Annotated in this window: 11 protein-coding genes, 1 pseudogene and 1 riboswitch; of the genes and pseudogenes, 8 read left to right on the forward strand and 4 right to left on the reverse strand. The window is 74.6% G+C overall.

Annotation, left to right across the window (positions count from 1 at the left end; genetic code table 11):
* The 3 genes and pseudogenes from ABZ135_RS35945 to ABZ135_RS35955 all read left to right on the forward strand — a co-directional run.
* A pseudogene (locus tag ABZ135_RS35945) lies at positions 1-188 on the forward strand (MerR family transcriptional regulator); the annotation flags it as partial.
* A 297-nt stretch (positions 189-485) separates the two neighbouring features.
* Positions 486-2,141 (forward strand): glycosyltransferase, encoded by a 1,656-nt coding sequence (locus ABZ135_RS35950; protein ID WP_356702103.1) that lies wholly within the window; start codon positions 486-488, stop codon positions 2,139-2,141.
* Between the two features lie 63 nt (positions 2,142-2,204).
* Positions 2,205-3,173, forward strand: a complete 969-nt coding sequence (locus ABZ135_RS35955) for a D-2-hydroxyacid dehydrogenase family protein (RefSeq protein ID WP_356702104.1) — start codon at positions 2,205-2,207, stop codon at positions 3,171-3,173.
* A gap of 67 nt (positions 3,174-3,240) precedes the next feature.
* On the opposite strand, the gene ABZ135_RS35960 is transcribed toward ABZ135_RS35955, so the two are convergent.
* Positions 3,241-4,098 carry a CbtA family protein gene (locus ABZ135_RS35960; protein WP_356702106.1) on the reverse strand — a complete coding sequence of 286 codons (858 nt, stop codon included), beginning with the start codon at positions 4,096-4,098 and terminating at the stop codon, positions 3,241-3,243.
* 14 nt (positions 4,099-4,112) lie between these two features.
* Entirely contained in the window at positions 4,113-4,340 is a 228-nt protein-coding gene (locus ABZ135_RS35965; protein WP_356702107.1) for a CbtB-domain containing protein, read from the reverse strand.
* Between the two features lie 250 nt (positions 4,341-4,590).
* Here ABZ135_RS35965 and ABZ135_RS35970 point away from each other — a divergent pair, with 250 nt between their 5' ends.
* Positions 4,591-5,157: a histidine phosphatase family protein gene (locus ABZ135_RS35970; protein ID WP_356702109.1), complete on the forward strand. Its 567-nt coding sequence runs from the start codon at positions 4,591-4,593 to the stop codon at positions 5,155-5,157.
* Between the two features lie 133 nt (positions 5,158-5,290).
* The gene (locus ABZ135_RS35975; RefSeq protein ID WP_356702111.1) at positions 5,291-6,286 is read left to right on the forward strand and encodes a S8 family peptidase; all 996 of its coding nucleotides are present in this window, start codon (positions 5,291-5,293) and stop codon (positions 6,284-6,286) included.
* A gap of 18 nt (positions 6,287-6,304) precedes the next feature.
* Here the strand turns inward: ABZ135_RS35975 and ABZ135_RS35980 are convergent, their stop codons facing one another.
* Complete coding sequence (locus tag ABZ135_RS35980; protein WP_356702113.1) at positions 6,305-6,619, reverse strand: hypothetical protein; 315 nt, start codon at positions 6,617-6,619, stop codon at positions 6,305-6,307.
* 14 nt (positions 6,620-6,633) lie between these two features.
* Positions 6,634-10,263, reverse strand: coding sequence for a cobaltochelatase subunit CobN (cobN, locus tag ABZ135_RS35985; protein ID WP_356702115.1), 3,630 nt, complete (start codon positions 10,261-10,263; stop codon positions 6,634-6,636).
* A gap of 59 nt (positions 10,264-10,322) precedes the next feature.
* Positions 10,323-10,416: riboswitch (cobalamin riboswitch) on the reverse strand.
* Positions 10,417-10,531: 115 nt separating this feature from the next.
* Here cobN and ABZ135_RS35990 point away from each other — a divergent pair.
* From ABZ135_RS35990 to cobJ, 3 genes are read left to right on the forward strand one after another with little or no spacing between them, the layout of a single operon-like run.
* Positions 10,532-11,986, forward strand: coding sequence for a cobalamin biosynthesis protein CobG (locus ABZ135_RS35990; protein ID WP_356702116.1), 1,455 nt, complete (start codon positions 10,532-10,534; stop codon positions 11,984-11,986).
* On the forward strand, positions 11,983-12,636 hold the full coding sequence (locus tag ABZ135_RS35995; protein WP_356702117.1) for a precorrin-8X methylmutase: 654 nt from the start codon (positions 11,983-11,985) through the stop codon (positions 12,634-12,636). The genes ABZ135_RS35990 and ABZ135_RS35995 overlap by 4 nt, the downstream gene beginning before the upstream one ends.
* Positions 12,633-14,132: a precorrin-3B C(17)-methyltransferase gene (gene cobJ / locus ABZ135_RS36000; protein WP_356702118.1), complete on the forward strand. Its 1,500-nt coding sequence runs from the start codon at positions 12,633-12,635 to the stop codon at positions 14,130-14,132. The genes ABZ135_RS35995 and cobJ overlap by 4 nt, the downstream gene beginning before the upstream one ends.
* Positions 14,133-14,134 lie beyond the last annotated feature (2 nt).

A 14,134-nucleotide genomic window follows, 5' to 3' on the forward strand; every position in this document is an offset into this window, starting at 1 on the left:
GCCACCGCCGCTACTCGCGCTACCAGTTGCGCATCGCCGCCCGCGCCCGCGAACTCGTGGACCAGGGCACCCCGATCGAGGCGGCCTGCCGCATCATCATCCTGGAGGACCAGCTCCAGGAAGCGCAGCGCATCAACGCCGAGTACCGCCGCGCGGCGGGCGAACCCCAGCCGCCGGCCGCGGACTGAGCGACCGGCCCTCGCCGAGCGGCAGCGGTGACGCGAGGGCCCGGTCCGCCGCCGGTGGACAGGGGCCGGGGGACGAGGGCACGGTCCAGCGGCAGGGGGCGAGGGCCGGGGGACGAGGGCAGGGTCCGAGCCTCAGCGGGTAGGAGGAAAGGGCCCGGCTTCCCCGCCCGGCGGCACGCGGTCGGCGCGGTGCACCGCGCACCTCGACGACCGCGGCGCCACGGGTACCGGACGGGCGATACGATGCGCCATCGCGACCAGCCCTTTTCACAAGATCTGCATGGGGGATTCTGAGAGATGAACGTCCCGCGTACGCCCACGGTCTCGCTCGTCGTCCCCGTCTACAACTCGATGCCCTACCTGGAACTGACCCTCCAGTCCATCGAGCAGCAGACCATCGGCATGGACGCACTCGAGATCGTCGCCGTCGACGACGGCAGCACCGACGGCAGCGGCGAGCTGCTCGACGCGTGGGCCGCGCGGTACCCGGAGGCCGTGAAGGTCGTGCACCAGGAGGCGTCCGGCGGGCCCAGCAGGCCGCGGAACGTCGGCATCGAGAACGCCACCGGCACGTACCTCTTCTTCGTCGACGGCGACGACTGCCTCGGGCCCGAGGCCCTGGAGCGGCTGGTCGCGATGGCCGAGAAGAACGGCTCCGACACCGTCCTCGCCAAGCTGATCGGCGTCGGACGCCGGGTGCCGAAGCAGGTCTTCGCCAAGAACGTGGACAAGGTCGACCTGTCCAAGGGCGACGCCTACTACACCCTCATGCCGTTCAAGCTGTTCCGGCGCGCGATGATCGAGAAGCACGGCATCCGCTTCCCCGAGCACATGCGGATCAGCGAGGACCAGTACTTCGTCGCCCAGGCGTATCTGCACAGCAAGGTCATCTCGACCGTCGGCGACTACGACTGCTACTACGTCGTCAAGCGGGGCGACGAGGGCAACATCACCGCGAACGGCATCGACTTCACCGTGGCCCTGGAGCAGGCCGACGAGATGGTCACGCTGGTCACCGGTCTGACCGAACCCGGCCCGCTGCGCGACCACCTGGTCGGACGCCACGTCAACGTCGAGATGATCCGGCGCTTCGACCAGCGCTTCCTCGACGCCGACGGCGGCGAGCGCAAGCGCATGGTGGAGCTGGCACGCCCGTACGCGGAGAAGTGGATCAACCCGGCGATCCTGGCCAAGATGCCGGTGAACGAGAAGCTCGTCGCGCACTGCCTGCGCGAGGGCCTCGTCGACGAGCTCGCCGAGGTCGTGGCCTGGCAGCTCGCCGGCCGCCCCGGCAAGGCCGTGGTCCGCGACGGCAGGGTGTACGCCACGCCGCCGTTCCCGGCCGCCGACTCCCCCGTCTTCGAGGAGCTGTGCGACATCACGGCGACGGCGATCGGCGCCAGCCCGCGCCGGCGGGTCGACCGGCTCGCCTGGCGCGGCACGGTCCTGGAACTGGCCGGTTACGGCTACCTCGACCAGGTCGACACCGACGACCTCGTCACCGAGGTGGTCCTCAAGCACGTCGGCACCGGCCGCGAGGTCGCCGTCACCGCCGAGCAGGTGCCCTCGCCGCACCTGACCGTCAGCCGCGGCAAGGAGACCTACGACTACGGGCGGGCCTGCTTCCGGGCCTCCGTCGACCTGGCCACCGTCGACGGCGGCGGCGCCCTCTCCAAGGGCGACTGGCACCTCTCGCTGCGCTGCTCGGCCCACGGCCTGACCGCGCGCGGCGCCCTCGGCACCGCCCTGGGCGGCAAGGTCAGCAAGCGGGCCGACGAGCACGCCGTGTCCCTGCCCGGGGCCGGCAAGCGGCTGCACACCGTGCGCGTCGGGCCCCGCGACGGCGAGCTGCTGCTCCAGCTCAAGCCGGCGCCCTCGGCGGTCTCCGCGTACGCCGTCAGCTTCGGCTGGAAGGCGGCGCGCGCCGTCAAGGCCCGCATCAACTGGAAGTAGGACGGCGGGATACGGGCGGGGGCGCGCTCAGGGCCGTAGGGCGCGTGCGCGATCATGCGGTGCATGAGACTGCGCTGCGCGATCCTCGACGACTACCAGGGCGTCGCCCTCTCCTCCGCCGACTGGAGCCCGCTGGACGGCCGGGTCGAGGTGCGGGTGCTGCGGGAGCACCTCACCGACCGGGACGCGCTGGTCGCCGCCGTCGAGGACTGCGAGATCCTCGTCGTGATGCGCGAGCGCACCCCGGTCGACGCCGAGCTCCTCGGGCGGCTGCCGCGGCTCCGGCTGCTGATCACCTCCGGCATGCGCAACGCCTCGATCGACGTGGCGGCGGCCCGCGCGCGGGGCGTCACCGCCTGCGGCACGGACAGCAGTGCGGTGCCGCCGACCGAGCTGACCTGGGCGCTGATCCTGGGGCTCGCCCGGCAGGTGCACGTGGAGAGCCGGGCGATGCGGGACGGCGGGCCGTGGCAGTCGACGGTCGGCACGGACCTCGCCGGCCGCACGCTGGGGCTCGTGGGCCTCGGCAAGATCGGTGGCCGGATGGCCCGCATCGGTCTCGCCTTCGGCATGGACGTGATCGCCTGGAGCCCGAACCTGACGGACGAGCGGGCCGCCGAGCACGGCGTACGCAGGGCCGGCTCCCTCCGTGAACTCCTGGGCGCCGGTGACGTGGTGTCGCTGCACCTGGTGCTCTCCGACCGCACCCGCGGCCTGATCGGGGAGCCGGAACTGCGGGCGATGCGCCCGCACGCGTACCTGGTCAACACCTCCCGTGCCGGGCTCGTCGACGGGGCCGCGCTGCTGCGCGCGCTGCGGGAGGGGTGGATCGCGGGGGCCGGGCTCGATGTCTACGAGACGGAGCCGCTGCCGGCCGACGACCCGCTGCGGACCCTGCCGAACGTGCTCGCGCTGCCGCACCTGGGGTACGTGACGGAGGCGAACTACGCCCGCTACTTCGGCCAGGCCGTCGAGGACATCGAGGCGTTCCTGGCCGGGGCGCCGGTCCGCGAGCTCCGGCCGCCGTCCTGAACGCCGTCGGCCCCGTACACCGCGGTGGGGGTACGGGGCCGACGTGGCGACGTGGCGTTACGGGGGCTCAGGCGGCGGCAGCCGCCCCGACCGCCGGCGTCGAGGCGGGCCTCGGCGCGAGCAGCCGCTCGGCGAGCAGCCCGAAGGCGAGTCCGAAGACCACCCACAGGGCCGCCTGGATGCCCAGGGTCGCGAGCCGGAACTCCCACAGCACGGCGGCCGGGAAGTCCGCGGCGACGGCGTCCCCGTTGCCGGGCAGGAACGCGCAGGCGACCGCGACCGCGGCGACGAAGGCCGCGCCCGCGACGACGGTCGCGTTCCAGTTGCCGAGCTTCGGGGCGAGGCGGCGGCCGAGGACGACCGCCGCGATGCCGAGCAGCACGCTGAGCAGGATCATCAGGAAGAAGAGCGTGGTGCGCTTCCCGATGGTGTCCGGGTTGCCGACGGCCGGAGGGGTCGCCGGGTACTTGAGGAACGGCACGAGATAGACCGTGGTGAAGGCCGCCGCCGCGACGAGCGCCGCGGTGGCCTTCGGGGTGAACCGGCCGAGCCGTCCCAGGACGAAGCAGAACGCCAGGGACGCGATGCCGCCGAGCGCGACACCGTAGACGAGGACGCCGGTGGCGAGCCCCGCGGTGGACTGCAGGTCCCGGCTGACGAGCTCTTCCTCGGCCGCCTCGGCCTCGCCGGCGCCAGCGCCGTGGCCCGCGCCGTGACCGCCGCCGCCGTGGGTGTGCGCGGAGGCGTGCTCCGCCTTGGCGGCGGCCTCCTCGACGGCGATCGAGGCGTTGACGGACGGCTCACCGACGACGTAGGCCACGGCGAAGGCGAACAGTCCGGCGATCAGGCCCGCGAGCATGCCGCGGACCAGGAGCTTCCCGACGAGCGAGCCCGTGGGAGTGGTGGGATCCGTTGAAGCGGACACGGTGCGGTGGCCCCTCAGTGGCAGGGGAAACCGAGCAGGTGGCGACCGTCGTGCACCCACTCGTGCACGCCCTCGCCCGCGAAGAGCGAGGTCGCCCCCTGCTCGGCACCGACGAAGTAGAGCGCGACGAGCGCCAGGACGCCGACGAAGGCCGCCCACGGGAGAACGGCGCGGACCGGCAGCGAGACGGGGGCGACGGACGGGGTGGACGTGACGGCGGGCGACGCAATGGCCTCGGCCATGGTGGAACCTCCTCGGGAACTCGCGTCCCATACGGTGGTGCGCGACGACGGTCTTCGGGTCTGACTCGCCTTCCCGGGCCTGCGGTTGGGGTCCCGGGGGGGCTCACAGTGGCGCGACCGTGCCGGACTCTCACCGGACTTCCGTCTCGCCGTCGTCGTTCTGTGGAAATGTCGCCTGACCGTACCGCGCCGGACACGCCGCGCCAAGAGCGCCCGAAGAGCTCTGCCGACAGTGAGGGATGAATCACCCATGGCCGCCACGACCGTTCACGTCACCCTGATCGCCCCGGCCATGAGCCTGGCGCAGCGCGAGGCCCGGTTCGACGACGACGGTCCGCTGGAGCCGGTACGGGGCGGGGCGGCGGGCCGGCTGTGCCCGGCGCCCCGGGTGCGGACGGTCCGGTCGCCCTCCACCCGCTGCCGGGAGACGGCCGAACTCCTCGGCCTCGCGGACGTGCCGGCCGAACCGGCCCTCGCGGGCTGTGCGATGGGGCGGTGGCGGGGCCGCACCCTCGACGAACTGACCGCCGAGGAACCGGAGTCGGTGGCCGCCTGGCTCTCCGACCCGGACGCGGCCCCGCACGGCGGCGAGTCGCTGCGGCACCTGCGCGAGCGGGTCGCGGCCTGGCTGGAGGCCCTGGAGCCGGGCACCGTCCTCGCCTTCGCCGAGCCGGACGTGATCCGCGCGGCCGTCACCCACGCGCTCGGCGCGCCGGACGCCGCCTTCTGGCGCATGGACATCCGCCCCCTCCACGGCGTCGACCTGTCCGGCCGGGCCGGCCGCTGGAACGTCCGGCTGGGCTGCCGGGTGCCGTAGGGGCCGGGCCGGGGGCGTGTCCCCGCCGCAAGAGGCGGTTCGGGATGCGGGCGGCGGTTCGGGATGCGGGTCCCGGCGCCCGACGCTTGACTGGGGCGAACACGCTCGGATCGGGAGAGATCGGGAGAAATACATGCGCCGACGGCCCGCCACCGCCACCCTCGCCGCACTCACGGCCCTCACCGCCCTCGTCGCCGCCGTGACCACCGGATGCGGCGGCGACGCCGACGACGAGGCCGACAAGCCCGACCCCCTGCGCGGGCAGCAGTGGGCCCTCGACGCGCTGAAGCTGCCCGAGGCGTGGGACACCGCCGAGGCGGACGACACGGTCATCGCCGTCGTCGACACCGGGGTCGACCCCGATCACCCGGATCTGAAGGGCCGTCTCGTCGCCGGCCACGACTTCGTCGACAACGACGACGACCCCCGGGACCTCAACGGCCACGGCACCCATGTCGCCGGCATCGCCGCCGCCCACACGGACAACGGCATCGGCGTCGCGGGCGGCGCGCCGGGGGCGAAGATCATGCCGGTGCGGGTGCTCGGCGCGGACGGCAGCGGCAGCAACGACGCCATCACCAAGGGCATCGTCTGGGCCGCGCAGCACGGCGCCGACGTCATCAACCTCTCCCTCGGCGAGTCCGGCCTGATGGCCCGGCTGCTCAAGGGCGGCGTGCTGAACCAGGCCATCGCCGCGGCCAACGGCAAGGGCGCGGTCGTGGTGGCCGCCGCCGGGAACGACTCCACACTGCTCCAGCCCTACAAGCTGGACACCCCGGTGCTGGTCGTCAACGCCGCCGGCGAGAACGGCGCACCCGCCTCCTTCACCAACTTCGGCGCCCAGAACGCCGTCGCCGCGCCGGGCGTGGACATCCTGTCCACGCTGCCGACGTACCGGACGCAGGAGACGGCCGGGAACACCTCGGGCTACGGCACCCTGTCCGGCACGTCGATGGCCTCGCCGTACGTCGCCGCCGTCGCCGCCCTGCTCCACCGGCAGGGCCTGGACCCGGCGGCGATCATGAAGACGATCCGCGACACGGCGGCCAATCCGCGGAACCTCCCGAAGCTGGGCCTCGGGAACGTCAACGCGGCGGCCGCCGTCAAGGCCGCGAAGGGGTCCTCGTAACGCCAGGAGCGGCCGCCGTCAGGGCTTCTTCGGCTGAAGGGTCTTCTTCTGCCAGGAGGGCCTGCTGGGCTTCACGCCCTGGCTGGACGGCGTGGTCGTCGGCGTGGCCCGGTCCAGGGCCGGGTCCGCCGCGCCGGTCGTCGCCGGCGGGGTCGGCGTACCGGAGGGGGCCGGGGTGCCCGGCGCGCTCGACGTCCCGCTCGGCTTCGGGGCCTTGCCGCCGTCGCCCGCGCCGGAGCCCGAGCAGGCCGCCAGGGCCACGCTCAGCCCCAGCGCCGCCGTCGCCATCACCGTTCCACGGGCTCGCACGCCCACCACCCCACCCCAGGTCACGCCCGGATCGTAACTCAGCCGTCCGAACCGTCCGCGCCGTCCGTGCCGCCTTCGAGGTCGCCCTCCGTCTCCAGGAAGACCTGCCGCAGCGCGGCCAGCGTCTCCGGGTCCGGCTTCTCCCACATGCCGCGGGACTCGGCCTCCAGGAGCCGCTCGGCGATGCCGTGCAGCGCCCACGGGTTGGCCTCCTTCAGGAATGCCTGGTTCTCCGGGTCGAGGACGTACGCCTCGGTCAGCTTGTCGTACATCCAGTCGGCGACCACGCCGGTCGTGGCGTCGTAGCCGAAGAGGTAGTCGACCGTCGCCGCCAGCTCGAAGGCGCCCTTGTAGCCGTGGCGGCGCATCGCCTCGATCCAGCGGGGGTTCACCACGCGGGCCCGGAAGACGCGCGAGGTCTCCTCGACGAGCGTGCGGGTGCGGACCGTCTCCGGGCGGGTGGAGTCGCCGATGTACGCCTCCGGGGCCGTGCCCCGCAGCGCGCGCACGGTCGCGACCATGCCGCCGTGGTACTGGAAGTAGTCGTCCGAGTCGGCGATGTCGTGCTCGCGGGTATCGGTGTTCTTGGCCGCGACCGCGATCCGCTTGTAGGCGGTCTCCATCTCGGCGCGCGCCGGACGGCCCTCCAGGCCGCGCCCGTACGCGTAACCGCCCCACACCGTGTACACCTCGGCGAGGTCGGCGTCGGTGCGCCAGTCGCGCGAGTCGATCAACTGGAGCAGACCCGCGCCGTACGTCCCCGGCCGCGAGCCGAAGATACGGGTGGTGGCGCGCCGCTCGTCGCCGTGCTCGGCCAGGTCGGCCTGCGCGTGGGCCCGCACGTAGTTCTGCTCGGCCGGCTCGTCCAGGCCCGCGACGAGCCGTACGGCGTCGTCGAGCAGGCCGATGACGTGCGGGAACGCGTCGCGGAAGAAGCCGGAGATGCGCAGGGTCACGTCGACGCGCGGGCGGCCGAGCTCGGCGAGCGGGATCGGCTCCAGGCCGTTGACGCGGCGCGACGCCTCGTCCCACACCGGGCGGACGCCGAGCAGGGCGAGCGCCTCCGCCACGTCGTCGCCGGCGGTGCGCATCGCGCTGGTGCCCCACAGGGACAGGCCGACGGAGGTCGGCCACTCGCCGTTGTCCGCGCGGTAGCGCTCCAGGAGCGAGTCGGCGAGGGCCTGGCCGGTCTCCCAGGCGAGGCGGGAGGGGACGGCCTTGGGGTCGACGGAGTAGAAGTTGCGGCCGGTCGGCAGCACGTTGACCAGGCCGCGCAGCGGCGAGCCGGAGGGGCCGGCCGGGACGAAGCCGCCGTTCAGGGCGTGGACGGCGTGGGTGAGCTCGTCGGTGGTGGCGGCGAGGCGCGGCACGACCTGCTCGCAGGCGAAGCGCAGCACGGCCGCCACGTCCGGGCCGTGCCCGGCGGCGACCGACTCGACCGCGTCCACGGACCAGTCCGCCGCCTCCATCGCCTCGACCAGCGCGCGCGCCGTCGCCTCCGCCTCGTCGGCGCCTGAGCGGGTCGCGGCCGACTCGTCCAGGCCCAGGGCCTCGCGCAGGCCCGGCAGCGCCTGCGTACCGCCCCAGATCTGGCGGGCGCGCAGGATCGACAGGACCAGGTTGACCCGCTCGGGGCCGGTCGGGGCGCCGCCGAGGACGTGCAGGCCGTCGCGGATCTGGGCGTCCTTGACCTCGCACAGCCAGCCGTCGACGTGCAGCAGGAAGTCGTCGAAGCCGTCGTCGTCCGGCCGGTCCTCGAGGCCCAGGTCGTGGTCGAGCTTCGCGGCCTGGATCAGCGTCCAGATCTGGGCGCGGATCGCCGGCAGCTTCGACGGGTCCATGGAGGAGATCTGCGCGTACTCGTCGAGCAACTGCTCCAGGCGCGTGATGTCGCCGTACGACTCGGCGCGGGCCATCGGCGGCACGAGGTGGTCGACCAGGGTGGCGTGGACCCGGCGCTTGGCCTGGGTGCCCTCGCCCGGGTCGTTGACCAGGAACGGGTAGATCAGCGGCAGGTCGCCGAGGGCCGCGTCCGGGCCGCAGGCGGCGGACAGGCCGGCGTTCTTGCCCGGCAGCCACTCCAGGTTGCCGTGCTTGCCGAGGTGCACCATCGCGTCGGCGCCGAAGCCGCCGTCCTCGGCGCGGGCGGCGATCCAGCGGTAGGCGGCCAGGTAGTGGTGGGAGGGCGGCAGATCGGGGTCGTGGTAGATCGCGATCGGGTTCTCGCCGAAGCCGCGCGGCGGCTGGATGAGGATCAGCAGGTTCCCGCGCCGCAGGGCGGCGAGGACGATGTCGCCCTCCGGGTTGCGGGAGCGGTCCAGGAACATCTCGCCCGGCGGCGGGCCCCAGTGCTGCTCGACCTCGTCGCGCAGCTCCTGCGGGAGCCGCGCGTACCAGCGCTTGTAGTCGGCGGCCGGGATGCGGACCGGGTTGCGGGCGAGCTGCTCCTCGGTGAGCCAGTCCTGGTCGTGGCCGCCGGCCTCGATCAGGGCGTAGATCAGCTCGTCGCCGTCGCCGGAGACCAGGCCGGGGATCTCGTCCTCGGGCCCGAAGTCGTAGCCCTCGGCGACGAGGCGCCGGAGCAGGGCGACGGCGGAGGCGGGGGTGTCGAGGCCGACGGCGTTGCCGATGCGGGAGTGCTTGGTCGGGTACGCGGAGAGGACGAGCGCCAGCTTCTTCTCGGCGTTCGGGATGTGCCGGAGGCGGGCGTGGCGGACGGCGATGCCGGCGACGCGGGCGGCGCGCTCGGCGTCGGCCACGTACGCCGGGAGGCCGTCCTCGTCGATCTCCTTGAAGGAGAACGGGACGGTGATGAGCCGGCCGTCGAACTCGGGGACCGCGACCTGGCTGGCGGCGTCCAGCGGCGACAGGCCCTCGTCGTTCTCCTCCCAGGCGGAGCGGGAGCCGGTCAGGCACAGCGCCTGGAGGATCGGCACGTCGAGCGCGGCGAGCGCGCCCGCGTCCCATGCCTCCTCGTCGCCGCCGGCCTGCGCCTCGGCGGGCTTGGTGCCGCCGGCGGCGAGGACCGTCGTCACGATCGCGTCGGCGCCGCGCAGCTCGTCGAGCAGCTCGGGCTCGGGCGCGCGCAGGGAGGCCACGTACAGGGCCTCCGCCCGGCCGCCGGCCTCCTCGATCGCGTCGCACAGGGCGCCGACGAAGGCGGTGTTGCCGCTCATGTGGTGGGCGCGGTAGTAGAGCACGGCGACGGTCGGGCCGTCGGTGGCCGTGTTCTTCGGGGTGCGCTCCAGCGGGCCCCAGGTGGGGGCGGGCGCGGGGGCCTCGAAGCCGTGGCCGGTGAGCAGGACGGTGTCGGAGAGGAACCGGGCGAGCTGCTCCAGGTTGGCCGGGCCGCCGTGCGCGAGGTAGGCGTGGGCCTCGGTGGCGACGCCGATCGGGACGGTGGACGTCTCCATCAACTGGGCGTCGGGGGCCTGTTCGCCGCTGAGCACGACCACCGGCTTTCCGGCGGCGCGGACCGCGTCCAGGCCCTCCTCCCAGGAGCGCAGGCCCCCGAGGAGGCGTACGACGACGAGGTCGGCGCCGTCGAGGAGGGCGGGGAGGTCGGCGAGGGGCAGCCGTGCGGGGTTCGCGAACCGGTACGGGACCGGGCCACCGGCCGCGCGGGCGCTGAGCAGGTCGGTGTCGGAGTGCGACAGCAGCAGGAGCATGGCGAGCTCGGGCCCTTCCTCGGGGTTGTCCGCGCCCCGGGTGGTCGTATGGACGGCGGGAGTTCCTGGCTCACCGGTCGCGGGTCGCGCTGGGCGCGCGGCCGGAACGGCTCACAGTGGCGGGACCGCGCCGGATTCTCACCGGGCTTCCTCCCCGGGGCCCTGGGACCCCATGCCGGTCTGCATCCTAGATCGTGCGGTCGGCGGGCCGGAGGGGACGGGAGAGTCGGCCGGATCACACCCGGTGGTCGGCCGGTTTCCCGTGGGTATGCTCGCCGCCATGCCGCCCACCCCACCCTCGACGTCCGAACCGGGCGAAGCTCGCATACGGGACCGTGGCGACGCCTGCCCGGGGGCGCTGCGCCTGCACCCGGCCGACGACGGCCGCCTGGCCCGACTGCGCCTGCCCGGCGGGCGCTTGACGGTCCGTCAGTCCGAGGCGCTGGCCCTGGCGGCGGAGACCCTGGGCGACGGGCGGATCAGCATCACCTCGCGCGGCAACGCCGAACTGCGCGGCCTCGCCGACGACTGCGGCACCCGCCTGGCCGCCCTCCTCGACGACGCGGGCCTGCTGCCCTCCCCCGGCCACGAACGCGTCCGCAACATCGTCGCGTCCCCGGCCGCCGACCTCACCGGACTCGGCCACGGCCCGGCCCAGTTGTGGGCCCGCGAGCTGGACTCCCTGCTGTGCGCGCAGCCCTGGACGACGGCGCTTTCCGGCCGTTTCCTCTTCGTCCTGGACGCCGGCCGGGGGGACGTGGCGGGCCTCGGCGGGGATGTGACCTTGATCGCAGTCGGGGCGGACGCGGGGGGCGCGGGCCCGGCCGGTGCCGGGGCGGCGCTCCTGTTCGTCGGAGAAGAGTGCTTCCGCGTCGCCGGGGAGGACGCGGCGCGGGCCGCGTTGGCCGGGGCCGAGGCGTTTCTGGCGGCGGCGCGGGAGGCGGGGAACGGGGCCTGGCGGGTGCGGGAACTGCCGCCGGGGGCGGCGCTCGACGTGGCCGGGGCGCTCGCCCGCGCGGGGATCGCCGCGGAGCCCGTACCGGACGCGCGGCTCCCGCAGCACGGCGCACCGCCCGCGCCCGGGGTGCTCGGCGCGACCGGCCTGTACGTGCTCGCCCCCCTCGGCCGCCTCACCGCCGCCCAGTTGCGCGCCCTGGCCGACGGGGCCGAGGAGCTGCGCCTCACGCCGTGGCGCGGGGTGGTCGCGGTGGGCGCGGTGGGCGCGGTGGGCGCGGTGGGCGCCGTGGGCGCCGACCACCGGTCCGCCGACGCGCCGCACGGGCAGCCGCACGGGCAGACGGACGACCCCGCCCGCCAGTCCGCCGACGCCCCGCACGGGCAGCCGCACGGGCAGACGGACGACCCCGCCCACCGGCCCGCCGACGCGCCGCACGGGCACCGTGCCGGCCTGTCCGCCCGGCTCGACGCGCTCCGCGCGCTCGGGCTCGTCACCTCCCCGCGCGCTCCCCTCGCCGGGGTCACCGCCTGTACCGGGCGGCCCGGTTGCGGCAAGGCGTTGGCGGATGTCCGGGCGGACGCCGGGGACGCGCCGGCCGGGGGGCTGCCCGTGCACTATTCCGGGTGCGAGCGCCGCTGCGGGCACCCGCACGGCGCCTGGGTCGACGTCCTCGCCGTCGAGGGCGGCGGCTATCTGGTGGACGGCGCCCCCACCCCCCGTACCTCCCTGACCGAAGCAGTGGCCACCGCCCGCACCACGAGATGAGCGAGAGCAACAGGATGTTCGAGTACGAGAAGGACGGCGCGGAGATCTACCGCCGGTCCTTTGCCACGATCCGCGCCGAGGCGGACCTCGCGGGCCTGCCCGCCGACGTCGCCCAGGTCGCGGTGCGGATGATCCACGCCTGCGGCATGACCGACCTCGTCAAGGACGTCGCCCACTCCCCCGGTGTCGTGACCGCCGCCCGTGCCGCGCTGCGCGCCGGCGCGCCCATCCTCTGCGACGCGCAGATGGTCGCCAGCGGTGTCACCCGCAAGCGGCTGCCCGCCGACAACGACGTGGTCTGCACCCTCTCCGACCCCTCCGTGCCCGCCCTCGCCGCCGAGCTCGGCACCACCCGCTCGGCCGCGGCCCTGGAGCTGTGGCGGGACCGGCTCGAAGGGTCCGTGGTGGCCATCGGCAACGCGCCGACCGCGCTCTTCCACCTCCTGGAGATGATCGGGAAGGGGGCCGGGCGGCCGGCCGCCGTCCTCGGCATACCGGTCGGCTTCATCGGCGCGGCCGAGTCCAAGGACGCCCTCGCGGAGAACACCCTCGGCCTCGACTACCTCGTCGTCCGGGGCCGGCGCGGCGGCAGCGCCATGACCGCCGCCGCCATCAACGCGATAGCGCACGAAGCGGAGATCCAGGCATGACCATGGTGAAGGGCAAGCTGTACGGGGTCGGGCTCGGGCCCGGCGACCCGGACCTGATGACCGTGGCGGCCGTCAAGGCCATCGCCTCCGCCGACGTCATCGCGTACCACTCGGCCCGCCACGGCCGGTCCATCGCCCGCTCGATCGCCGCCGAGCACATCCGCGAGGACCACATCGAGGAGCGGCTGATGTACCCGCTCACCGTGGAGACCACCGACCACCCCGGCGGCTACCGGGGCGCGCTCGACGACTTCTACGAGGAGGCGTCGGCCCGCCTCGCCGCCCACCTGGACGCCGGCCGCACCGTCGCCGTCCTCGCCGAGGGCGACCCGCTCTTCTACGGCTCGTACCAACACATGCACAAGCGGCTCGCCGACCGCTACGACACGACCGTCATCCCCGGCGTCACGTCGGTCAGCGCCGCCGCGGCCCGGCTCGGTGAGCCGCTGTGCGAGGCCGAGGAGGTGCTCACGATCATCCCCGGCACCCTGCCGGAGGACGAGCTGACCGCCCGCCTCGCCGCCACCGACTCGGCCGTCGTGATGAAGCTCGGCCGCACCTTCCCGACCGTGCGGCGCGCCCTGGAGCGGGCCGGCCGGCTGGAGGACGCGCGGTACGTGGAGCGGGCGTTCATGCCGGGCGAGCGGACGGACGCGCTGTCCGACGTGGACCCGACGACCGTCCCGTACTTCTCGGTCGCCGTCCTCCCCTCCCGTATCGACGCCGTCGCCCCCGAGTCCCGGGAGGCCGTCGGCGAGGTCGTGGTCGTCGGCACCGGGCCTGCCGGGGCGCCCTGGCTGACCCCCGAGTCGCGCGGCGCGCTGGTCAACGCCGACGACCTCGTCGGCTACACCACCTACCTGGACCGGGTCCCGGTGCTGCGGGCCGGGCAGCGGCGGCACGGCTCCGACAACAAGGTCGAGTCGGAGCGGGCCGAGTTCGCCCTCGACCTGGCCCGGCGCGGGCGGCGCGTCGCCGTCGTGTCGGGCGGCGACCCGGGCGTCTTCGCCATGGCCACCGCCGTCCTGGAGGTCGCCTCCGAGGAGCGGTACGCCGACGTGCCCGTACGGGTCCTGCCGGGCGTGACCGCCGCCAACGCCGCGGCCGCCGCCGCAGGGGCGCCCCTCGGCCACGACTACGCGACGATCTCGCTCTCGGACCGGCTCAAGCCCTGGGACGTCATCGCCCGCCGGCTGCGCGCCGCCGCCGAGGCCGACCTGGTCCTCGCGATCTACAACCCGGGCTCCCGCTCCCGCACCCACCAGGTGGCCGCCGCCCGCGACCTCCTCCTGGAGGTCCGCTCCCCCGACACCCCGGTGGTCGTCGCCCGCGACGTCGGCGGCCCCGAGCAGTCGGTCCGCGTCCTCACCCTGAAGACCCTGGACCCCTCCGAGGTCGACATGCGCACCCTGCTGCTCATCGGCTCCTCCCAGACCCGCGCGGTCGAGCGCGCCGACGGCCGCACGATCACCTGGACACCGCGCCGCTACGGGTGAGC

It is taken from the genome of Streptomyces sp. NPDC006339, assembly GCF_040612775.1.
GTDB lineage: Bacteria > Actinomycetota > Actinomycetes > Streptomycetales > Streptomycetaceae > Streptomyces.

Coding starts and splice junctions, on each gene's coding strand:
- ABZ135_RS35950 (WP_356702103.1), top strand. CDS start 486: ATGAACGTCCCGCGTACGCCCACGGTCTCGCTCGTCGTCCCCGTCTAC.
- ABZ135_RS35955 (WP_356702104.1), top strand. CDS start 2,205: ATGAGACTGCGCTGCGCGATCCTCGACGACTACCAGGGCGTCGCCCTC.
- ABZ135_RS35965 (WP_356702107.1), bottom strand. CDS start 4,340: ATGGCCGAGGCCATTGCGTCGCCCGCCGTCACGTCCACCCCGTCCGTC.
- ABZ135_RS35970 (WP_356702109.1), top strand. CDS start 4,591: ATGGCCGCCACGACCGTTCACGTCACCCTGATCGCCCCGGCCATGAGC.
- ABZ135_RS35975 (WP_356702111.1), top strand. CDS start 5,291: ATGCGCCGACGGCCCGCCACCGCCACCCTCGCCGCACTCACGGCCCTC.
- cobN (WP_356702115.1), bottom strand. CDS start 10,263: ATGCTCCTGCTGCTGTCGCACTCCGACACCGACCTGCTCAGCGCCCGC.
- ABZ135_RS35990 (WP_356702116.1), top strand. CDS start 10,532: ATGCTCGCCGCCATGCCGCCCACCCCACCCTCGACGTCCGAACCGGGC.
- ABZ135_RS35995 (WP_356702117.1), top strand. CDS start 11,983: ATGAGCGAGAGCAACAGGATGTTCGAGTACGAGAAGGACGGCGCGGAG.
- cobJ (WP_356702118.1), top strand. CDS start 12,633: ATGACCATGGTGAAGGGCAAGCTGTACGGGGTCGGGCTCGGGCCCGGC.